We start from the raw sequence: 20,576 nt of genomic DNA, 5'->3' as shown, positions 1-20,576 counted from the left end.
GAGGGCGGACGCGTCATGACGCCCGCATCCGGTGACTTCGCTTGATGTTGTCCGCCGCGACGGCGACGATGAGGATCGCCCCGATGGCCACGGTCTGCCAGAACGGCTGGACGTTGATGATGACAAGGCCGTTGTTGAGCACGGCGGGAATCAGCACGCCGATGGCGGCGCCGAACATCGTTCCCCGTCCGCCGAACAGACTGGCCCCGCCGATGATCACCGCGGCGATCGCGACGAGGTTGTCGCTGCTGTGCCCGCTGACCTGCGTCGTCGTATACCTGGCGACGTCGAGGATGCCGGCCAGGCCGGCGAGGCCGCCCATCATGGTGAACAGCACCAGGACGTGGCGGGTGACCTTGATGCCGCTACGGCGCGCGGCTTCGGGGTTGGAACCGATCGCGTAGGTGTAGCGGCCGAACTGGGTCCTGGCGAGGACCAGGCCCGCGACGACTGCCACGACTGCGGCGATCCAGACCGGAAGCGGCAGACCGAGCACGCTCCTGACTCCGATGCCAGTGATCATTTGCGGGGGTATCCCGGAGACATCGGTGCCTTTGGTGATCACTTGAGCAAGGCCCAGAGCCATCCCCAGGGTGCCCAGCGTGATGATGAACGACGGGATCTTCAGGCGGGTGACGAGTACGCCATTGAGCAGGCCCCAGGCCGCCCCGACGCCGATGCTGACAACGATGCCCAGAGCGATCGCGACGGTGGCGTTCGGATAGGACTGTGCGGCGGAGCCGCTGACGGCGATGATGACCTTGGCGCCGATGACCTCGCTGAACACCAGGACCGAGCCGATGGACAGGTCCAGCTGACCTCCGATGATCAAGAAAGCCGTACCGACGGCCAGCAGCATGGTGCCGGACGCATTGAACAGGACGTTGCGGAAGTTGTTGATGTCGAGGAATCTGTCACCGGCGGTGACGGAGAAGTACACGATCAGCACGATCAAGGCGAGGAAGACCCAGTTGCCGGTCACCGTGGTCGCGATCCGGCGAGCGCGGTCGGCGGTGGCCTTCTCCTCGGGAGCCCGGGGCGGCGCGGTCAGGGTTCCCGTCATCGGGCACCTCCCGTGGAAGACGCCACGTCGGTCACCGAAGCACCCGTGATGGCCGCGACGATGGTGTCGTGCGTTGCCTCTGAAGGGGGCAGGTTCGCCACGGTGGCGCCGAGCCGCAGCACCACGATCCGGTCGGCCACGTCGAAGACGAACGGCACACTGTGGCTGATCACAATCACCGCGACCCCGCGGTCACGGGTGCGCTTGATCAGCTGTGCGACCTGCTCGGTCTGCACGAGGCCGAGCGCCGCGGTCGGCTCGTCCATGATGATCAGTTCGCGGGCCCAGATACTGGCACGGGCGATCGCCACGCTCTGCCGCTGCCCGCCGGAGAACATCCGCACCGACGCCCGGTAGTCCGGCACGCGCGCCCCGAGCGAGGCGAGGTGCTCTTCCGCCTCGCGCTGCATGCGCTTGTTGTCAAGGACCTTCAGTTTTCCGAGCAGCCCCCGCTTGTGGTGTTCGCGGCCCAGGAAGAGATTCGCGGGCGCGGAGAGATCGTCCGCGAGCGCCAGGTCTTGGTAGACGGTCTCGATCCCCGCGGCACGCGCCTCGGCCGGTGAGGTGAAGTGCACCTGGCGGCCGCCGACTTGCAGCTCACCGCGGTCCGGCGGGTGAACTCCGGACAGGATCTTCACCAGGGTGGACTTGCCCGCGCCGTTGTCGCCCATGAGCGCGACCACCTCGCCCGGCGCCACTTCGAGCGAGACGCCACTGAGGGCGGTGACGTGGCCGAACTGCTTCGAGATGCCCGTCGCCGAGAGCACCGGGGCCGACCGGCCAGGAGGGTGAGCTGTTTGCAGTGCCGTCTCCGGCATTTCGCTGGACACCGTTGCTTCCTCTCTGCCTAGTGGCCGCACACTTGCATACAAGAGCGCCAGTCTGCAAGAATGTTGCAATGGAATTCACCGAAACGCGATCGCGGACCTCGTCGGGACTGGCCCCTGTGGGGCGGGAGCGCAGCCGTGCCCAATCCCGTATGAGGACCTCCGACCGCGTGCACAGCGAGCTGGTCGCCGCCATCCGCGAGCTGCGACTGGCCCCTGGAGCGACGGTCTCCGAAACCGAGCTGGCCGAGCAGCTGCACGTCAGCCGCACTCCCCTGCGTGAGGCGATCGCGCGCCTGGTCAACGACGGATTGGTCGTGGTGGTGCCACAGGTGGGCACCCGCGTCGAGTTGATCAGCCTGCACGATGTCGAGGAGGCCCGCTTCGTACGGGAGAGCCTGGAGCTCTCCGCGTTCGAGGCCGCATGCCGCAAGCCCGATCGCGATGTACGGGCCCTCCGCCGGCTGCTGGAGGACCAGGAGCTCAGCCAGGAGCGGAACGACTTCGACGCCTTCTTCGCCGCCGACGAAGCCCTGCACGCGGGGATCTTCGCGCTCGCCGGATATCCGGGCGCCTGGCAGGCAGTTCAGCGGATGAAGATGCAACTCGACCGGCTGCGACGGCTGAGCCTGCCCGAAGCCTCGACCATGCGCGGGCTGATCGACGAGCACACGGCAATTGTTGATGCGCTGGAGGCAGGCGACCTCCGGGCCGGGCGCAAGCGCATCAGCCAGCACGCCCGCCGGGTGCTCGAAAATGGCCCGGTGCTCCTCGCCAAGCATCCCGAGTACTTCAGCGAATGAGCGGGCGGCGGGCAGTGACCGACACGCTGATCGACTACCTCCGCTCGCAAGGCCAGCTTCCACCGCCCCGGGTCACCGCTTTGACGGGCGGCGTCTCCGGCGAGACGTTCCTTGTCGAGACCGCTCCGTCCCGGCTCGTGGTGAAGCGGGCGCTGGGTCGCCTGCTCGTCGCCGGGGAATGGACGGCCAAGCCCGAGCGGGCGATGACCGAGGCCGGCGCACTGGAACTGCTCCACTCGATCACGCCCGAGCGCACTCCCGCGCTGTGTCACGCCGACCCGTTGCGCCACACCCTTGTCATGACAGCCGCCCCTGCCGACTGGCCGACGTGGAAGAGCGTGATACTCGACGACACCCCGTCAGAACTGACCGCCCGTATCCCCGAAACGGCAGCCGAACTGGGCACGGTGCTGGGCACCTGGCACTCCCGGACCTGGCACGACGCCGAGGTCGCCACCCGCTTCGACGACTACGAGGCACTGGAACAGCTGCGCATCACCCCGTTCCACCGCAGAGTCGCAGCCCAGTACCCCGGCGTCGCGGCACGCATCACCGAGTGCGCGCAGGAACTGGCCACGCGCCGGGACTGCCTGGTGCACGGAGACTTCTCACCGAAGAACGTGCTGGTGGGGCCGAACGGGCCGATGGTGCTGGATTTCGAGGTCGCGCACTTCGGCGCCGCCGTTCTCGACCTGGCGTTCCTCCAGTGCCACCTCATCCTCAAGGCACTCCATATACCCCGGCGCACGGACCAACTGGCGGACGCCGCCCAGCGGTTCCTCGCCTCCTATGAGCGGGAGTGCCCCGAGCCCGTGGCGGGGCTCGGGGCGCACACCGCCTGCCTGCTGCTGGCACGGGTCGACGGCCTGTCGCCCGCGGGGTATCTGGACACCGCCACCCGCGACGCCGTACGACGCCTGGCGCTCGGTCTGCTCGCCGACGATGACCCGTCACTCTCCGAGGTATGGGCCCGAACAGTGGAGGCAGCGCGTTGATCACCGCAGTGGATGCCTGGGAGGCGCTCGACTCCCGCGGCAGACCGACGGTCGCCGCCCGGGTCGTCCTCGCCGACGGCACCGAAGGAGTGGCACTGGCACCGTCGGGCGCCTCGACCGGATCACATGAGGCGATCGAACTCCGCGACGGCGAAGCCCGGTTCGCCGGCTGCGGAGTCCGCCGCGCCGTCGCCAACATCCCGTCGGTCATCGCTCCTTCCCTCATCGGGACCGACCCGGCCACGGCGGACAGCGTCCTGGCAGCGCTTGACCCCTCGCCGGCCTTCCGCACCCTCGGGGCCAACGCCGTCCTGGCGGTCTCCCTCGCCGCCGCCCGCGCCGCGGCCACCGCTCAGGGGACCTCACTGGCACGCCTGCTCACCGGCGAGGACTCCCCGCTCCTGCTTCCCATGCCGATGGTCAACATCCTGTCCGGCGGTGCGCACGCCGGACGCATGCTGGATGTCCAGGACTTCCTCGTCGTCCCGGTCGGAGCCCATACCTTCGCCGAGGCCCTGGAGTGGTCGGCCGCGGTCCGCCACTCCGCGATGCGTCTGGCGCTCGCGCGTGGCCATGAGCACGCGGTACTCGTCGCCGACGAGGGCGGCCTCGGCCTGGCTCTCGACTCGAACCGCTCCGCCCTCCACCTGCTCACCGACGCCATCGAAGCGTCCGGTTTCACCCCAGGTGCACAGATCTCGATAGCGATCGACATCGCCGCTACGCAGTTCTTCTCCCACGGCCGGTACCGGCTCGCCCGCGAGAACCGCGCACTCACCGCGGACGAGCTCGTCGCCGAAGTCGCCGACTGGTGTGAACGGTTCCCGGTCGTCTCGGTGGAAGACCTTCTCGCCGAGGACGACTGGGAGGGCTGGCGGACGGCAACGCAGCTGCTGGGAGAGCGGGTTGAGCTCGTGGGCGACGACTTGTTCGTCACCCGGCCCGATCGGCTGCGTCGCGGTATCGACTCCGGCGCCGCCAACTCGGTCCTGGTCAAGGTGAATCAGAACGGCCTGCTCAGCGGCGCTCGGCAGGTGGTGGATCTCGCCAGGTCCGCCGGGTACCGCACGGTCGTCTCGGCGCGCTCGGGCGAGACCGAGGACGACTGGCTGGCCGACCTGGCCGTCGGCTGGCGGGCCGGACAGATCAAGGTCGGTTCCACGCATCGCTCGGAACGCACCGCGAAGTGGAACCGCCTGTTGCAGTTCGAAGCCACCGAACCCACCACCTTTGCAGGGCCATGGCCCAACGGCAGGCCAGGGAGGGGAACAGCGCAGTGAACAGATTCGAAGGGCAGACCGTGCTCGTCACGGGCGCGGCCTCGGGCATCGGGTACGAGATGGCGCGGCGGTTCCGCGACGAGGGCGCCCTCGTCTACGCCGCCGACCTCCAGCCCGACGATGTGCCTAAGAGCACCGTCGCCTTGCGTGTCGACGTCTCCGATCCGCACTCCGTCTCGGCCGCCGTGACGCGCACGGTCGAGGAGACGGGGCGGCTGGACGTGCTGTGCAACAACGCAGGCGCCTCGTCCACCACTGGACCGCTGGGCTGCACGGTCGAGGAGTGGGACCGGATCTTCGCGGTGAATGCCCGGGGCGTCTTCCTCGGCACCCGCGCGGCGCTGCCGGTCATGCTGGCGCAGCAACGCGGCGCGATCGTCAACACCGCTTCCGTCGCGGGCATGGTGGGGCTCAGGGACCGTGCTGCCTACTGTGCGAGCAAGGGCGCGGTGATCGCCTTCACCCGGCAGGTCGCCGTGCAGTACGCCGGCACCGGAGTCCGCTGCAACTGCGTCTGCCCGGGCACGGTGGACTCCCCCTGGGTCGGCCGGCTTCTCGCCGCCGCTGACGACCCGGTAGCGGCACGGGCGAATCTGACCGACCGCCAGCCCATGGGCAGGCTCGGCGAACCGGGCGAAATCGCCGCCGCCGCTCTGTACCTCGCCTCCGATGAGGCGGCCTTCATCACAGGTACCGCACTGGTCATAGACGGCGGCCTGGTAGCCGCCTGACCACTCCTACGGCAGCAAGGAACTGGCCCCTATGAAATATCTGCGCGTCGGTGAGCCGGGGGCCGAAATCCCCGTGGCACTCACCCAAGACGGACGGCACCTCGATCTGCGCGGCCTCACCACGGACATCGACGGCGAGTTCCTCAGCGCGGGCGGTCCCGGACTGGTGGAAGAAGCGGTCGCGAACGGCCGGCTCCCCGGCATCGATATCGCGGGTCTCCGGACCGGACCGCCGATCGCCCGTCCCGGCGTCGTCCTGTGCATCGGCATGAACTACGCGGCGCACGCCGCCGAGACGGAATCGCCGCCACCCGCGCACCCCGTCATGTTCTACAAGGCACCGAACACCGTCGTCGGCCCGCACGACGAGGTGCTGCTGCCGCGCGATTCCCCCAAGACCGACTGGGAAGTCGAACTCGCCGTGGTCATCGGCCGCAGAGCGCGCTATACCGAGTCGCCTGCCGAGGCGCTCCGCCATGTGGCGGGGTATGCGGTCTCCAACGACGTCTCCGAGCGGGCGCTGCAACTTGACATCAGCGGTGGCCAGTGGTCCAAGGGAAAGAGCTGTGAGACGTTCAATCCCCTCGGACCCTGGCTGGTCACTCCGGACGAGATAGCGGACCCGCAGAACCTCCGCCTGCGTTCCTGGGTCAACGGGGAACCACGGCAGGATTCCTCGACCAAGGACATGATCTTCAGCGTCGCCACGCTGATCCACGAACTCAGCCAGGTCACCGTCCTGGAACCCGGCGATCTCATCAACACCGGCACCCCGGAAGGCGTGGCCCTTTCCGGGCGGTTCCCTTACCTCGCCGAGGGCGACGTCATGGAGCTGGAGATCGACGGACTCGGCCGGCAGCGTCAGAAGGTGGTCAGGGCATGAGCATCAGAATCTCTCTCGGGCATGTGGACGAGTACGACGGGCAGGTCGCCGCATTCGCACATCAGCTGGGGCTGACCGGCGTCCAGCTTCATACCCCGAATCTGCTGCCCGGCGAAGAGGGGTACTGGAGTCTGCCCGAGCTTCGCGCGCTGCGGGAGCGGTGCGAGGCCGACGGTCTCGCCATCGACGGACTGGAAAACGTCCCGCTGGCGCACTTCTGGAAGATCCAGCGCGGCGCCCCCGGGCGCGATGAGCAGATCGAGAACTACTGCCGAACGATTCGGAACATGGCCGCGGTCGGCATCGATCTGCTGGGGTACAACTGGCTTGCCACGTTCGTATGGCGCACGTCCATGGCCGAGCCCGGCCGCGGCGGCGCGAAGGTGACATCCTTTGACCTCGCCGAAATCCACCACGGCAACGCCCTGTCGGGCTACCGTCTGACGCCGAGCGAGCCGCTCACCGAGCCGCTGACGGCGGAACAGATGTGGGACAACCACCAGTATTTCCTGGATGCGGTGCTCCCGGTCGCCGAAGAGGTCGGCGTACGGCTGGCCCTGCACCCTGACGACCCGCCCGTCGATGAGCCGCTCGGCGGGGCGGCCCGGATTTTCACCTCTCCGGCCGCGTTGGTCGCGGCGCGGAAACAGGCACGGTCGAGCCCGTCGTGGGGCCTGAACTTCTGCCTCGGCACCGTCTCGTCCATGGCCGGTGAGCAGAGCATCAACGAGGTGATCGACACCCTCGGTGCCGAACGCGCCATCTTCTACGTCCACTTCCGCGATGTGCAGGGCAGCGTCCCGCGCTTCACCGAATGCTTCCTCGGTGAAGGCAACTACGATCCGGCGCGCGTCATTCGCCGGCTCCACGACACCGGGTTCGACGGATTCCTCATCGACGACCATGTACCCGCAATGATCGGCGACGCCGACACCTGGCAGGACATCTCGTCCGACGCCTACTGCAGCAGGGGCAGGGCCCACGCGATCGGATATCTCCAGGGCGTGCTCAACGGTCTCGGCCTGAGCTGAGCTCATAAGGCGCACGTCCGGTCATCACGCCGGCCGGCACGTGCTCCAGCAACGCTTCGTCAGCCGCTGCTGGAGCTCGCGCTCGCCGGTCAGGTGGAGGCCCTCCACCTGGGTTCGGTGGACGACCGCCCCGATGCATCATCGGTCGTCCACCGCTGCCGCGCGGTCACCTCCGTGGCCCCACAGGGCGCTCGGTCAGCTGACCGGAGCCGTGGTCGATGCCGTCTCGCCGGGCGGATCATCCATGGTTCCGCTGCTACCGGTGAAGGTCCCCGCTTGTCCGTCGCATTCGTTGTTGGGGTCGGAGTCGGGTCCGTTGCCGGTGGTGATGAGGGTGGGGTTGCCATTTTCGTCTGCGGGCACAGTGACCGTGACGGGTTCGCCGGCAGAGTAAGACCATGCGTTCCACTGGTTGATGTTGAAGTTGAAGTTCCCCGTGTAGGACTTGGTTATAGGCGTGGCCAGCAACCAGGCGTAGCTGTGCGCCGGCACCTTTCCGGTCCAGTAGGTGTTGCTACCCGCAGTGGTGTTGGTGGTCGTGTTCTGGACCGTTTCCTGCCAGGTCTTGCTGAACTGGCTCTTGAATGAGAGGGCGCCAAGTTTGATGCTCACACCTGAGGTCATCCCCGTTGTGGTCTGCTGTCCGGTCAGCCTGGAGTCAGCGACGGTCTCAGTTACTGCGCGGCTCTGCTCTTTCGTTTCTTCGTCGCCAGTGTTGTGGAAGTTCAGCACACAGACAGGGTTGCCTCTGCTGTAGGTGGCATCCGCATCGTCGAGGTCGCAGGTAATCGTGCCGGTGTCAGCGTCGTAGTCAGCGCCGCACGCTCCTATCGCGTACGCAGCCGCCAGCTGGATGAGACCATCGGTCTGCCCGTCCCCGAAGCTATTGATATTCCAGATCAAGCTATCGTCAGTGGTGCAATCTCCCGTGTTCAGCTCTACCACATGCGTCATCTTGTCGGGATGCGACAAGCACAATTTGCTCGACGCCTGCCGCAGCCTGTAACCACCGGTGTCACCGGCAGGTTCGGCGTAGAACTTCTGCCCGTCACTGTTTGAGCAATCCCACAGATAGGCAAGGTAGTGCCCGGTGGAGAGGGAGGACTCGCTGGTGACGTCGAGACACCTACCGCTGTTGTTGTTGACGATCTCAAACGTGCCGTCGTCATTTGTCGCGAGGCGCCACCGCTCGTTTGCGGCAGGCGCATCTCCCCCTTGAGGCGCGTACGTGAGGACCTGTGTTCCGTTCGCCGTGCCATTGTCCATCGCATTCAGCACCTGGTTGGGGTTGTCATTGCTCGGAGCCATCGTTATGCATTCCGAGATCTTGTATGTGCAATCGTCGGTTGCCTGCGCGATGCCGCTGGCGAGCGGGGACGCTGCGATGCCCAGGGCGATGCAGCAGATCGCCAGCAATGCGGCCATCAGCCGAGGTGCTGGATAGGTGCGCCTGTGACGCAGTGCGAGAATCACGGGTTTCTCCTTTTCTTCTTCAAAGGGGGTTCCACCGTCAGGCATTCAGCCAAGGCAGGCCGAAGGCGTAGGCAGCGTCGCAGCGGAGGAATTCGCCGACAACCGATACGGCTTCGCCTGCGACAGATGGTGACGGAAGATCTGGATGCGCCAGAACGGCAGCGTGGATGCAGGGACTCGCGTGGAACGCGCACCATGCGCCCCGCTGCCCGCTCATTGAGACTCGCATCAATCTACGATCAGGGCAGCGACGCCACAATCATCAGTTCACTGGATATTGACCAACAGCGAGGACCAATAGAACTGACATAAGCGTGTGATCTCAACGACTGCTTGAATACAGGTAAATTCCACGCTTCCGTCGACCGATCGAATTCACCCGCAGATCGTTTGATCTTGCCCGGGCAGCTCCGGCCGAAGAGTGCTGCCGGCTCCCGCGGGGCAGCACCGGTGTGCTCCTGACTGCGCGTTCAGGAATTGGGGGGCGCGGACGGCGTCATGGACGCCCGGACGTGACTCTCTGTTCACGGAGGCGGATGTGCGCCTCAAGGGTGTGAAGGAGTGGACGTGTCGGTGGAGAAGCTTGACCTCGGTCTCGTGTCGGAGCGCTTGTCGGTATATGAGGAGTGGACCGAGAGGGCGATGTGTGCGCAGACCGACCCCGAGCGGTTCTTCCCCGAATTGGGTGGCACCGCGACGGCAGCGAGAAAGATCTGCGCCCGGTGTGAGGTCCGGGCAGAGTGCCTGAGTTTCGCGCTGCGGAACAATGAGCCCTACGGGGTCTGGGGAGGAAGCACCCGGGAGGAGCGTCGCCGTATGCGGCGCAGTTCCTGATCCGCCGGTACTCCGGCCGACCGCGGCTGCTGCTGGTGGTGGGCCACCGGCAGCAGCCGCTGCATGTCGCAACCGCGCGAAGACTTCCGCGTCATTTCTGTCCCTCCCGGGTCTCAGGACTTCCAGAGCCCTCCGGCGTGCGGAGGGGCCGGAATTGCCGCGCGGGGAGGCCAGGAGTCCGTGAGCGACCTGAAGAGGTCAGGCTGGGGTGGGGCGGGGGGCGGCCGGGGCCGCCGGGGCAGCTGGAGCATCACCCGTGCCAGGGCACCGGCGACCGGGGCCGAGGCCGAACCGGAGACCGTGCGGCTGATTCGCCTCGGCCGGGACCCGTTTCCGCACACGCTGTCCACCGGCGTTCCGGCTGCCCCCGCACGCGCCCCGGGCAAGGCCGAACTGCTGCGCCGGGCCAGGCTCGGCGAATGCGTCGCCGTTCACCGGCTCTGTACGCGGGCTCTGCGCCCGGCCAGGAGACTCGTTGAGCGTTACCTCGGGCCCGCCGAGGGAGAGGGGACGGAGGAGTTGCTCTTCGACTCGTGCCGGCGGGCCGTCCAGGCGTTGCAGCAGACCCCCGCGGACGACCGGACCTTCGACTTCGAGCGGGAGATGCGGATCGCGGTCAGGGTGGCCGCCGGCTACCGCGTGCTGCGCCGTGCGGCCTCGGGAGACGGCAGGAGCAGCGAGGAGACGCTTCTCGCGTACGACGTCCTGGCCTCGCTCCCGGCGCACCACGCCGACGTCCTGTGGGCGGTCGGGATCGAAGGCGAACCGGCAGCGCGCTACGCACCCGGCCTGCTGCCTGCCGGCCGTGATGCTCTGGTCGACGCTTATCTGTGGCGGGGGCTGCGGCGCACCGGGACCGTGGAGACGCGGGGGGCTCATCTGTCGTATCTGACGGCCGCTTCGTATGTGCGGTACGAACTGACGGCCGGCCGGAGGGCCGAAGTCCGCGCCCATCTGGAGGGGTGCGCACTGTGCCGGCTCCTGGTCGCGGAGCTCGCGGTCCCGGGCGCCAGTCTGCCGACACAGCTCATCAGGGTGGTGACGGCAGGCGGGCGGGCACCGGGACCGGGCTGGGCACGATGGCACGTCGGTGGGTCGGCCGGCCGCGCCGGACGCCGCGTGAGCCGACCGCGGAATCGGCCGTGACGCTGAAGGCCGGCGTCACGTGCGCGGGCGTCAGGAAGCGGCTCTGTACTGGGCCTTGGGCGCGGCCCCCGGCCCGGAGGGCGATCCTCCGGGCTGGATCCGCGGGCCCGTGCCGGGCACGCCGGGCTGGATCCGCGGGCGCCTGCCGGGCACTCCGGGCTGCGGGCGCCGGGGGACGCCGGCCGGCGGCCCGACCGGCGGCGGGTCGGCCGCCGCGCCCGGGTTCCGCACGAGTGCCATGGCGAGGGTGAGGGTGGCCGCGCGAACGCAGAGCACACAGCCGCGCGCATAGACCGGGTGCACCTGGCACGGACTCCATGCCTGCCGGAGCGCGCGCAGCACATGCTCCCGGTCGTGCCGCCAGACCGCGTCGATGTTCTCGGGCAAGTAGCCCCGCTCAATGGCCGCGATGACCGCCAGTGCCCGGTTCTGGACCCCGAAGGCCGCGTAGATGGCCCGCAGATGTGTCTGCACGGTGGCACGGCCGATGGTCAGCGCCTCGGCGATCTGGTTCGCCGTGGCACCGTTCAGCATGTACCGGAGAACCTCCTCCTGCCGCGGCGTGAGCACCCGGGACGGCGGCGGTGACGCGGGCGGCGGCGTGGGCATCGTCATGGCTGGGACCTCTCCCGTAGGGGGCAGGGCTGGCGCCGCTGTGAACAGACGGCACCTGGACAGAGACACCAGCCCCGCTCCTATGACGCCATCACGGACGAGTGGCTCGCATTCTTGTCAGGGGCGCCTCAGGGGCGCCTCAGGGGCGGCCGAAGAAGGTGGGGTAGAAACCCCGGTACAGGGCCGAAGTACGGATGTTCTTCCCTGGCCGGGGCGCCTCCACATAGCGTCCGTCGCCCAGGTAGACGGCCACGTGATGGACGCCCGACTGCCGTCCGTTGGACGACCAGAAGAGCAGGTCACCGCGGCGGAGGCTGCTCTGTGAGATCTTCGTGACCGCTCCGTACTGGTCCGAGGCGACGCGCGGCAGGGAGATCCCGGCGCGCTGGTACGCCTGCTGCACGAGGCCGGAGCAGTCGTAGCCGACGGGGCCGTTGCCACCCCAGATGTAGGGCTTGCCGAGCTGGGCGAGGGCGTAGTCCACGGCTCGTTCGACACCGGAGCTGCGGCTGGTGCGGGTGGGGGCCGGTGTCCGCTCCGAGGAGGTGGACGGGGAGCCGTCGGTATGCCTGCGCTGTACGTAGATGCCGTAATGACTCGTCCAGCGCCACTGCCCGTTGGACCGGAACCAGTACCGGGTGCCGTCCCACCCCTCGCGCTGCGGCGCCGCCAGCCAGGTCCGCTGGGCCCGAGCCTGCCCGGTGTGCTGGGCCGGAGCCTGCCGGGTGCGCTGGAGGTAGATGTGGTAGTGGCTCGTCCAGCGCCACTGGCTGTTGGACTTGAACCAGTATCTGGTCCCGTCCCATCCCGCCTTGCTCGGGGCCGGCATGGCCTCGGCCGAGGGCGCGTCGGCCGTCCCCAGGCCCACCATGCCCGTGGCGAGGGCGAGTACCACACCGGCCGCCCGCTTACGACGGGCGCTCTCGCGGATATGCGGCAGTTGCCCGGTTCCCGCGGCGACGTCCCGGGCTCCGAGCTGCGCGGTGCAGTATTCGCAGCCGTCACATCCCTCGGCGGCGGCTATTTCGACGAACTCTGCTGATCGGACCATTGGCTTCCCCATTCCTTGAGATTCGCGCTCGGGGTGAGCAGCGAAAGCACGAGCAGGCGCAGGAACGTGGGGTCCTGGCCCGGAGGCTGTTGCTCGTCGGCGCCTTCCTTGGCCTTGATCTGCTCAAGGGCCGCCCACGCGACGTCGACGGCATCACTGATGACAGTGCTGCGCAGTTCGGCGTTGAGCTCGGCGCGCTGAAGTCTGCGGATGTTCTCGGCGATCTCCGTGTCGTAGCCGAGGGACAGCTGTTGGACGGAGTAGATCTCCAGACCCAGCGGCGCCATCTCGGAGACCAGGGCCCGGGTCATTTCCTCGCCGAACCACTTCCCGTCGCGCAGCGTCGGCCCGGGTGCGCCGAACCGGTCGCACGGCAGTGTGGCGGCGACTTCGCACACCGTTGCCGCCGCCTGTTCGCGCAGGAACTCCTCATGGTCACTGACCGCGAACGTGGCCCGGGCGGTGTCCTTCACCCGCCAGACGAACAGCAGGCTGACGACCACCGGATGGCCGACGCGGTCCACAGCGGCGATGGAGTCGCCCCGGAAGTGACGCAGCCGTACGTCCACGCGGTGCCGCTTGAGCAGGGGATTCACCCACACGAGACCGGACCGGCGCACCGTGCCCCGGTATCGCCCCCAGCGGGACAGCACGACGGCGAAGCCTGCCCGGTTACCCATCAGGCCGGTTACCGCGAACAGCAGGACAACGCCGAGACAGATCAGGGGTGCCGGAGCCGGCTCGGGCAGGTCCACCCACCGCTGTAGGTAGCGGAACCTCCCCACGATCACGGCGATGGCGGCACCGCACAGCAGCGCGCACAGCAGGGCGATCCAGCCGGGCAGGACCAGCCGCGGGCGCTCCTCACGCATCTCCGCCACGAGCCGCGGTGCCCGCCGCCGTACCTCGCGGGGTGCCTCCGGTTCAGCAGTGAGGTCGGTGCCGGAATCCGCTATCGGCAGGAAATCAGGAGGGAACTCAAGCGTGCTCTCGTTTTGTCCGGCCAACTCCTCAGGCTGATCCAGATCTTTGAATGGTGTGTTCCCCAAACGCTCCACGAAGAGGGGGAACTCATCGGCGGGCGGCACCGAGTTCACGGGCAGCCCTACACGTTCGTCCTTCAACCGCGGCTTCCTCTTCACCATCTCAGCCGGCCGCATTGACCGGTCCTGGACTGATGAGGCCCCAGCCGGCGCTGCATGATGCGGGAGAAGCACGGTTCTGTGTGACGTACGACACAGGCAATGCGGGGCGCGCCCGCCACGAGAGGAAATCCGCAGCTCAAGCCGCCTTTGCGGGAGCTCCGGGTGCGCACACCCCCCAGACCTCACTCATCAATCTCATGGAGGCCGGTGCAAACTATTGTTGACGCTTTAACTTACGAGTTTCTAACGTGTCCTCACCCATTTCAGCCAAGGGTGTCTCGTTCCAGCAGTAGTCCCCCCATCTCACCTCATGCAGAGGTTTCATGAGCGACAGACCTGCCACCCCCCAACCCCCCACCGAGGCCGGCGACGCCGAACTGATCGCCTCCGTACGTGCCGGCAACTGCGCGGCATACGAGGTGCTGTACTCGCGGCACCGCAAGGCCGCCGCCGCCTGCGCCCGGCGTTTCGCCACCCGCGAGGCGGACGTCGATGACCTGGTCGCCGAGGCGTTCGCCAACGTTCTGGACGTGTTGCGCAAGGGGGCAGGGCCCACCGAGTTCTTCCGTGCATACCTGCTGCGCACGATCCAGCACTGCGCCTTCCGTTCCTCCAGGCAGCAGCGGCGAACGGTACTCACCGATGTGTGGCACTCCCACGAGCCGGCCGAACCCATGAGGGACGCCCCGGCCGAGGCATTCGACAGCCGGGCGGTCAGCGAAGCCTTCAAATCCCTTCCCGAGCGCTGGCAGGCGGTGCTGTGGCACACCGAAGTGGAGGGCGAGGCGCCGGCGGTCATCGGGCGCCTGCTGGGACTCCGGCCGAACAGCGTCTCGGCACTGGCCTACCGAGCGCGTGAGGGCCTGCGCATCGCCTACATCCAGGCCCACATCACCACCATGTCCGACGAGGCATGCCGCAAGCACGCCGCCAAGCTGGGCGCCTACACGCGGGGCAAGTTGAACCCGACGGAGACCGCCCGCGTGCGGGAACACCTGGACAACTGCCAGTACTGCAATGGCCTTTACCTCGAACTGACCGACGTCTCGTCCTCGATCCGCACGGCCGTCGTCCCCCTGTTTCTCGGCCCTGCCGTGGCCACCTATCTTCTGCGCACCCCAGGGCACGCCGCCCAGGCTCGCCTTGCCCGTGTCCGCCACGCGGCCAAGTTCACCGGCGGCAAGGCCCTGATCGGAACGGCCGCAGTCGGCGTGGTGCTGGGCGCCGGCGCCCTCACCCTGACGCTCTCCGGCGGCCACCAGACCACCGGCCACCACACATATGCGGGAAAGGTCGGACAATCCTGGGCACCCGGGAGCGAGCCGTCGCCCTCGACTTCCCCCGGCGCGCCTGCCACCAGCCCGACGCCGCCCGGCACACCCTCCACCAGCCCGACGCCGCCCCGGCAGGGTCCTGCGGCCGACGCGTCAACCGTCACGGTGACGGGGCCGCCCGGCGGCACACCGGAGCCGGCGGCTTCGAGTCTGTGGCCCGCGCGGCATGTCGTTCCGCGGCCGGCCCGTGTCGCTGGGACGCCTGCGGCGCCGACCGCAGATCCGTCGGACAACCCCACGGGACCGGCCACCGGCCCGGCACCTTCCAGCCCGACCGAGACGGCCTCCGACGGGCCGTCCCCGTCTATGTCGTCCGAGCCCGCACCTCCGAACCCGACGCCACCGCCTTCCCAGCCCACACCTCCGAGTCCGACGCCGCCCCCCTCCCAGCCCACGCCCCCGAACCCGACGCCACCCCCTCCCCAGCCCACGCCTCTGAAGGCAACGCCGCCCCCTCCCCAGACCACGGCGACGGCAATCCCCACGAACTGCTCGGCGATGGAGCTGGACAGCCTGCCTGCCATCCCCGGCATGTACTGCCCGCAGACCACACGAACTCGCGTCCTGGGCAGTCCACTTGAGGACCGTATGGCAGTGATAGTCGACCGAATCCAGCTTCCGCCGACTCCCTCCCCGCCGACCGGGACTCCCAGCCCTCGTGAGCCCTCAGTCGGACCGACCGCCATGAGGCCGTCCGGAACGACGAAGCGGTAGCGCCAAGGGCCCGTCCCGTTCACCGGGCGGGCCCTCGGTATGACCGATCCGCCAGTGAACGCCGAACTCCCCCTTCAGGCGTGGTCGCCTGACAGCAGATCAAGACTGTGACGCCGCTCACATACATGGTCCGCGGCGTAAGCGACCTGCCCCCACGGCCTCTCGACTGCAAATGCACCGCATGCCACAGCGGTCTACGCAGGAGGTACGGGAAACGATGGGGTCCTTCCGCCAACCGAGTCGCGACGAGTGGGCTCAGGCGACCGATAGCGAACTGGTGGAGGCCACCCGACAGGGGAAAATGGACGCCTACGGTGAACTGTGGATTCGTTACGCGCATACCGCCCTGAAACTGGTGCAGAGCCTGACCCGATGCAATGCCGAGGACATCGTCTCCGAGTCTTTCGCCCGAATTCTGCGTCACCTGCGCGCAGGCAAGGGGCCGACCTCCAACTTCCGTGCCTACCTGTTCGCCACCGTCCGCACCCTGATCGTCGACGGCAGCCGGGCAAAGTCCGCCGATACGGTCCTGATCGGCGATCCGGAACAGCTTGCCGCGCTGGCCGGGGCGACGGCGGCACCGGAGCCCTGTGACGCGGCGGACGTGGCCAAGTCGTCCTGGAACTCATTGGACAAGCGCGACCAGTCGCTCGTCTGGGCCAGCGCCGTCCAGGGCTACAGCTCGTCCGAGATCGGCGTGAAGCTCGGCATCCCCACCACCCAGGCATCTGTCTGGCTGCACCGCGCCCGCAAACGGCTGCGCACCGCCTTCCTCACCGCCCACATCCCGGCAACCGATGATCCGGTGTGTGCTGCCCACCGGCGCCGCTTCGCCCCCTACCTCGCGGGGAAATCCTCCGGACGACGCCGCAGTCAACTCGTCGGCCACATTGCGGCGTGCGCGCCATGCGCGGACGCGTTCGCAGCCGCGCGCGATGTCTACTTCCGGATGACCATGGCCAAGTCACGGCGGGCCGGTACTCGTCGATAAGACGAGCTGGCGTCTAATCGCCCTCGACCGTACTGCGCGGGAGCATGGCCGCGGCCAGGGCGCCGATTGCGGCGACGGCCGCCAGGGTCAGAAGGGTCGGGCCCATCGCGGAGAGGAAGGCTTCGGCGGTCCAGTGCGGTCCGCCAGGTGTGTGGTCGCCCGTGGTGGGGGTCGTGAGGGTCACCAGCATGGTGGCGGTGGCGACACCCAGTGTCGGGCCGATGTTCATCGCGGTTTGCTGGAGCCCGCCCGCCACTCCGGCGTGGGCCGTGGACACATGGCGCACGATGACGGCCGTTGCCGTGACCATCACGGTGCCGAAGCCGGCGCCCAGCAGGAGGAATCCCGCGCCGATGGCCGGTGCCGTCGAGGTCCGGTCGAGTTGGGACAGCAGGAAGACGCCGAGCGTGAGCAGCGTCATCGCCGTCACGGTCGTCCGGCGGGGGCCGAACCGGCGCTGTAGTACGGCCGAGGCCGGGGCGCTCAGCACCATGAGCACGGCCAGGGGCAGCACGCGCAGACCGCTCTCCAGCGGGTCCATCCCGAGGACGTCCTGAAGGAAGTAGGTGCTGACGAAGAGCGTGCCGAACAGCGCCGCCGAGGCGGAGAGCAGGACGGCGAGAGCCGAGGCGATGGTGGCCGAACCGACCACGGAGAGGGGGACCAGCGGGCTCGCGGTGCGGCGTTCGTGCCGGATGAAGGCGCCGCAGGCGAGCGCGGCCACGGCCCCGCCCAGTGCGGTGACCACCGTCCAACCGGTTTCCGGAAGGGCGACGAGGGTGTGCACGAGGCTCACCAGAGCCAGCGCGAGGAGACATGCGCCCGGCAGGTCGAGGCCATCTGCGGTGCGGGCGCCGCGAGTTGCGGTAGTTGCGGTAGTTCCGGCGGTAGTGGGCCGGGCGGTGTTGACGGTCACCGCCTTCGAGGTCATGGCAGTAGTGGCGGGAGCAGTGACAGGGGCAGGGGCAGGTGCAGGGGTAATAGCAGCCCCCCGAACAGCCCACGCCAAGCCCCCGATCAGGCACGCCGGCACCACGTTCAGGAAGAAGACCGCCCGCCACTCCCAGTGCGCGACCAGCGCACCGCCAAGGACCGGTCCGGCGGCGGCCGCCAGGCCGATGGCGCTGGTGCGCAGGGCAAGGGGCATGCCGAGTCGGTCGGGTGGATAGGTGGCGCGGAGCATTCCCAGGGTGGCGGGTTGTAGCAGCGCGCCGAAGATGCCCTGGGCCACGCGTAGTCCGATCACCCAGCCGACGCCGGGTGCCAGGCCGATTCCCGCCGAGGTGGCGCCGAAGCCCAGGATCCCGAGGGCGAAGAGCTGTTGGTGGCCGTAGCGGTCACCGAGCCGGCCGGCGAAGACCAGCAGGCTCGCGACGGCGATGAGATAGCCGGTGCTGGTCCACTGGACCTGTCCGAATGAGGCGTGCAGATCCCGTTGGAGGGCGGGCTGCGCCACGGTCAGAACGGTGCCGTCCAGGGCGACGATCACCGCCCCGGTGATACTGCCGGTGAGGACGAGGCGTTGCCGGTGTCGGGTGCTCATCGGCCCGCCGGCCCGAGGTGCGCGTCCAGGGCGGCCCGGAGCAGCGGCTCGACATCGTCGGTCCCCGTGGCGAGTTGGAGGCTGCCCCACCTCCACAGCTGGGCGATGCCGTGCAGATTGCTCCAGAGGGCGCCCGCGATGACCTGTGGCGGCACATCGGACTGCGGCTGCACCCGGGAGACGAGATCGACGAGTATCTGAAAGAGCGGCAGGCTGGTTTCCCGAAGGCCGAGGTGGTTGCTCTCCAGCAGGTCATGACGGAACATCAGCTCGTACATGCCGCGGTGGGTCAGCGCGAAGTCGAGGTAGCCGCGGCCCAGGGCCATGAGCTGGGCGCGGGGGTCCGTCCCGTGGCCGTCGAGCTCCGCTGTGACCTTGTCGGCCAGCTCGGCGAACCCCTGGCGGGCGATGGCGGACAGCAGGGACAGATGGGTCGGGAAGTGGCGCCGTGGAGCCCCGTGGGAGACCCCGGCCCGGCGGGCGATCTCCCGCAACGACAGTGCCTGTACGCCCTCTTCGGTCAGCAGGTCGACACCGGCCCGCACCAAACGGGCGCGCAGGCCCGCCGCGTCTTGATCACTCATAGACACTGTCTACCGCATGGGTGTAGACAGTGTCTACACCCGGGACGCTTGGCTGCGGCGGCCGGGTAGGCGCGCCGGGGCCGCCCGGGCGTCATCGCGGAGGGCACAACGACGCCGGCCGCCGCGCCCCGTGGGGGCGAGCGCGACGGCCGGCGGGTGGAGCTGAGGGAGTCAGATGATTACTTGACGACCTTCAGCAGCTTGTTGGGCGTACCCTCGCTCGGGTTCGTGATCTTGTCGGGCGTGGCACCGTCGGTCAGCGCCTTCGCCACGTCGGCCGGCTTGGCGTCCTTGTGACCGGCCAGGTAGACCGCGGCGGCACCGACGACATGCGGGGTCGCCATGGACGTACCGGAGATCGTCTTGGTGGCGCCGTCGTTCCAGTCCGAGGTGATGTCGGAGCCGGGGGCGTAAAGGTCGACCACCTTGCCGAAGTTGGAGAAGTCGGACTGCTCGTCCTCCTTGGTGCTGGAGGCCACGGTGATGGCTTCCTTCACCCGCGACGGGGAACCCTGGCCCGCGTCGGAGGACTCGTTGCCCGCCGCGACGGCGAAGGTGACACCGGCGTCGATGGCCTTCTTCACGGCCGCATCGAGCGCCTCGTCCGCGCCGCCGCCGAGCGACATGTTGGCGACCGAGGGGCCCTTGTGGTTCTTGGTGACCCAGTCGATGCCCGCGACGACCTGCTCGGTGGTGCCCGAGCCCTGACCGTCCAGGACCTTGACGCCGACGATCTTGGCCTTCTTGGCGACGCCGTGCTCGGTACCGCCGATGGTGCCCGCGACATGCGTGCCGTGGCCGTTGTCGTCCTCGGCCTTGTCGCTGCCGTCGATGGCGTTGAAGCCGTACGACGCCCGGCCGCCGAAGTCCTTGTGCTTGATGTGGACACCGGTGTCGATGACGTAGGCGGTGACGCCCTCGCCCGCACTGTCGGGGTAGTTGTACTTCTTGTCGCCCTTGGTGTCTTCCTGGTCGATACGGTCCAGGCCCCACGACGGCGGGTTGGCCTGGGCGCCGTCGATGTGGAACTTCTTGTTCTGGACGACCTTGTCGACGGCCGGGTCGGCGGCGAGCTGCTTGGCCTCCTCGGTGCTGAGACCGGTCGCCGAGAAGCCGTCGATGGCGGAGGAGTAGTTCCGCTTGACCTTGCCGCCGTACTTGTCGGCCAGGTCGCCGCTCTGGGTGGTACGGATCGACTTCTTCATCATGACGATGTAGCTGCCGTCGACGGCACCCTTGGCCTCGGCTCCGTAGATCTTGCCTTCGGCGGCCGGGGACGCGCCCGCGGTGACCGCGGTGACGGCGGCGATACCAGTGGCGGCAACTGCGGCGGATATCGCCGTGATGAGCCGCTTCTTGCTGGAACGCTTGTGAGCCATTGCGAGGATTCTCCTCGTTCGTGGTGTGGGGGGAAAGCGTTGCGCAATAGCCCGCACAGACCGGAAGATCTGCGTCGGACTGGCTCGAAACCCTGTCTGATTGATGAGTTCAATTCAAGGCCAGCCGGGGCGTGTGAGATAAGCAACAAGGGTC

Annotated in this window: 19 protein-coding genes; 10 read left to right on the top strand and 9 right to left on the bottom strand. The window is 68.3% G+C overall.

Going from position 1 to position 20,576, the window contains the following annotated elements; genetic code table 11:
- Positions 1–13: 13 nt before the first annotated feature.
- The gene (locus AC3EUV_RS17405) at positions 14–1,063 is read right to left on the bottom strand and encodes an ABC transporter permease (RefSeq protein ID WP_432144085.1); all 1,050 of its coding nucleotides are present in this window, start codon (positions 1,061–1,063) and stop codon (positions 14–16) included.
- The gene (locus tag AC3EUV_RS17400; protein WP_435603278.1) at positions 1,060–1,893 is read right to left on the bottom strand and encodes an ATP-binding cassette domain-containing protein; all 834 of its coding nucleotides are present in this window, start codon (positions 1,891–1,893) and stop codon (positions 1,060–1,062) included. Before AC3EUV_RS17400 ends, AC3EUV_RS17405 begins: the two co-directional genes overlap by 4 nt.
- 149 nt (positions 1,894–2,042) lie before the next feature.
- Here AC3EUV_RS17400 and AC3EUV_RS17395 point away from each other — a divergent pair, with 149 nt between their 5' ends.
- From AC3EUV_RS17395 to AC3EUV_RS17370, 6 genes are read left to right on the top strand one after another with little or no spacing between them, the layout of a single operon-like run.
- Complete coding sequence (locus AC3EUV_RS17395) at positions 2,043–2,693, top strand: GntR family transcriptional regulator (RefSeq protein WP_432144087.1); 651 nt, start codon at positions 2,043–2,045, stop codon at positions 2,691–2,693.
- 14 nt (positions 2,694–2,707) lie between these two features.
- Entirely contained in the window at positions 2,708–3,688 is a 981-nt protein-coding gene (locus AC3EUV_RS17390) for a phosphotransferase family protein (RefSeq protein WP_432144088.1), read from the top strand.
- Positions 3,685–4,968, top strand: coding sequence for a phosphopyruvate hydratase (eno, locus tag AC3EUV_RS17385; protein WP_432144089.1), 1,284 nt, complete (start codon positions 3,685–3,687; stop codon positions 4,966–4,968). Before AC3EUV_RS17390 ends, eno begins: the two co-directional genes overlap by 4 nt.
- Complete coding sequence (locus AC3EUV_RS17380) at positions 4,965–5,699, top strand: SDR family NAD(P)-dependent oxidoreductase (protein ID WP_432144090.1); 735 nt, start codon at positions 4,965–4,967, stop codon at positions 5,697–5,699. The genes eno and AC3EUV_RS17380 overlap by 4 nt, the downstream gene beginning before the upstream one ends.
- 31 nt (positions 5,700–5,730) lie before the next feature.
- On the top strand, positions 5,731–6,582 hold the full coding sequence (locus AC3EUV_RS17375) for a fumarylacetoacetate hydrolase family protein (RefSeq protein WP_435603277.1): 852 nt from the start codon (positions 5,731–5,733) through the stop codon (positions 6,580–6,582).
- On the top strand, positions 6,579–7,613 hold the full coding sequence (locus tag AC3EUV_RS17370; protein WP_435603276.1) for a mannonate dehydratase: 1,035 nt from the start codon (positions 6,579–6,581) through the stop codon (positions 7,611–7,613). Before AC3EUV_RS17375 ends, AC3EUV_RS17370 begins: the two co-directional genes overlap by 4 nt.
- A 195-nt stretch (positions 7,614–7,808) precedes the next feature.
- Here AC3EUV_RS17370 and AC3EUV_RS17365 read toward each other — a convergent pair whose 3' ends face one another.
- The gene (locus tag AC3EUV_RS17365) at positions 7,809–9,086 is read right to left on the bottom strand and encodes an RICIN domain-containing protein (protein WP_435603275.1); all 1,278 of its coding nucleotides are present in this window, start codon (positions 9,084–9,086) and stop codon (positions 7,809–7,811) included.
- A gap of 573 nt (positions 9,087–9,659) precedes the next feature.
- Here AC3EUV_RS17365 and AC3EUV_RS17360 point away from each other — a divergent pair.
- Together AC3EUV_RS17360 and AC3EUV_RS17355 are read left to right on the top strand one after the other, a co-directional pair.
- A complete protein-coding gene (locus AC3EUV_RS17360; RefSeq protein WP_432144111.1) occupies positions 9,660–9,920 on the top strand; it encodes a WhiB family transcriptional regulator in 261 nt (86 codons plus the stop codon).
- Positions 9,921–10,100: 180 nt separating this feature from the next.
- Positions 10,101–11,066 (top strand): hypothetical protein, encoded by a 966-nt coding sequence (locus AC3EUV_RS17355; protein ID WP_435603274.1) that lies wholly within the window; start codon positions 10,101–10,103, stop codon positions 11,064–11,066.
- A 30-nt stretch (positions 11,067–11,096) separates the two neighbouring features.
- Here AC3EUV_RS17355 and AC3EUV_RS17350 read toward each other — a convergent pair whose 3' ends face one another.
- From AC3EUV_RS17350 to AC3EUV_RS17340, 3 genes are all read right to left on the bottom strand, one after another.
- Positions 11,097–11,681 (bottom strand): response regulator transcription factor, encoded by a 585-nt coding sequence (locus AC3EUV_RS17350; RefSeq protein ID WP_435603273.1) that lies wholly within the window; start codon positions 11,679–11,681, stop codon positions 11,097–11,099.
- A gap of 139 nt (positions 11,682–11,820) precedes the next feature.
- Positions 11,821–12,732, bottom strand: coding sequence for a C40 family peptidase (locus tag AC3EUV_RS17345; RefSeq protein WP_435603272.1), 912 nt, complete (start codon positions 12,730–12,732; stop codon positions 11,821–11,823).
- On the bottom strand, positions 12,702–13,739 hold the full coding sequence (locus AC3EUV_RS17340; protein WP_435603271.1) for an SPFH domain-containing protein: 1,038 nt from the start codon (positions 13,737–13,739) through the stop codon (positions 12,702–12,704). The genes AC3EUV_RS17345 and AC3EUV_RS17340 overlap by 31 nt, the downstream gene beginning before the upstream one ends.
- 461 nt (positions 13,740–14,200) lie before the next feature.
- On the opposite strand from AC3EUV_RS17340, the gene AC3EUV_RS17335 reads away from it, so the two are divergent.
- Positions 14,201–15,925 carry a sigma-70 family RNA polymerase sigma factor gene (locus AC3EUV_RS17335; protein WP_435603270.1) on the top strand — a complete coding sequence of 575 codons (1,725 nt, stop codon included), beginning with the start codon at positions 14,201–14,203 and terminating at the stop codon, positions 15,923–15,925.
- Between the two features lie 217 nt (positions 15,926–16,142).
- Positions 16,143–16,916, top strand: coding sequence for an RNA polymerase sigma factor (locus AC3EUV_RS17330; protein ID WP_432144099.1), 774 nt, complete (start codon positions 16,143–16,145; stop codon positions 16,914–16,916).
- A gap of 13 nt (positions 16,917–16,929) precedes the next feature.
- Here AC3EUV_RS17330 and AC3EUV_RS17325 read toward each other — a convergent pair whose 3' ends face one another.
- The 3 genes from AC3EUV_RS17325 to AC3EUV_RS17315 all read right to left on the bottom strand — a co-directional run bounded on the left by AC3EUV_RS17325 (position 16,930) and on the right by AC3EUV_RS17315 (position 20,422).
- The gene (locus tag AC3EUV_RS17325) at positions 16,930–18,459 is read right to left on the bottom strand and encodes an MFS transporter (protein WP_435603269.1); all 1,530 of its coding nucleotides are present in this window, start codon (positions 18,457–18,459) and stop codon (positions 16,930–16,932) included.
- A complete protein-coding gene (locus tag AC3EUV_RS17320; protein ID WP_432144101.1) occupies positions 18,456–19,043 on the bottom strand; it encodes a TetR/AcrR family transcriptional regulator in 588 nt (195 codons plus the stop codon). The genes AC3EUV_RS17325 and AC3EUV_RS17320 overlap by 4 nt, the downstream gene beginning before the upstream one ends.
- A gap of 179 nt (positions 19,044–19,222) precedes the next feature.
- Positions 19,223–20,422 (bottom strand): S8 family peptidase, encoded by a 1,200-nt coding sequence (locus AC3EUV_RS17315; RefSeq protein WP_432144102.1) that lies wholly within the window; start codon positions 20,420–20,422, stop codon positions 19,223–19,225.
- Between the last annotated feature and the right edge of the window lie 154 nt (positions 20,423–20,576).

This window comes from Streptomyces sp. bgisy130 (assembly GCF_057708345.1).
The sequence above is the reverse complement of the archived record's forward strand: the minus strand, read 5'-3'. Positions and strand labels throughout refer to the sequence as shown.

What these genes read in the sequence shown, in the direction of transcription:
- AC3EUV_RS17345 (WP_435603272.1), bottom strand. Translation starts at nt 12,732, where the DNA reads ATGGTCCGATCAGCAGAGTTCGTCGAAATAGCCGCCGCCGAGGGATGT.
- AC3EUV_RS17405 (WP_432144085.1), bottom strand. Translation starts at nt 1,063, where the DNA reads ATGACGGGAACCCTGACCGCGCCGCCCCGGGCTCCCGAGGAGAAGGCC.
- AC3EUV_RS17330 (WP_432144099.1), top strand. Translation starts at nt 16,143, where the DNA reads ATGGGGTCCTTCCGCCAACCGAGTCGCGACGAGTGGGCTCAGGCGACC.
- AC3EUV_RS17350 (WP_435603273.1), bottom strand. Translation starts at nt 11,681, where the DNA reads ATGACGATGCCCACGCCGCCGCCCGCGTCACCGCCGCCGTCCCGGGTG.
- AC3EUV_RS17320 (WP_432144101.1), bottom strand. Translation starts at nt 19,043, where the DNA reads ATGAGTGATCAAGACGCGGCGGGCCTGCGCGCCCGTTTGGTGCGGGCC.
- AC3EUV_RS17315 (WP_432144102.1), bottom strand. Translation starts at nt 20,422, where the DNA reads ATGGCTCACAAGCGTTCCAGCAAGAAGCGGCTCATCACGGCGATATCC.
- AC3EUV_RS17395 (WP_432144087.1), top strand. Translation starts at nt 2,043, where the DNA reads ATGAGGACCTCCGACCGCGTGCACAGCGAGCTGGTCGCCGCCATCCGC.
- AC3EUV_RS17335 (WP_435603270.1), top strand. Translation starts at nt 14,201, where the DNA reads ATGAGCGACAGACCTGCCACCCCCCAACCCCCCACCGAGGCCGGCGAC.
- AC3EUV_RS17375 (WP_435603277.1), top strand. Translation starts at nt 5,731, where the DNA reads ATGAAATATCTGCGCGTCGGTGAGCCGGGGGCCGAAATCCCCGTGGCA.
- AC3EUV_RS17370 (WP_435603276.1), top strand. Translation starts at nt 6,579, where the DNA reads ATGAGCATCAGAATCTCTCTCGGGCATGTGGACGAGTACGACGGGCAG.
- AC3EUV_RS17325 (WP_435603269.1), bottom strand. Translation starts at nt 18,459, where the DNA reads ATGAGCACCCGACACCGGCAACGCCTCGTCCTCACCGGCAGTATCACC.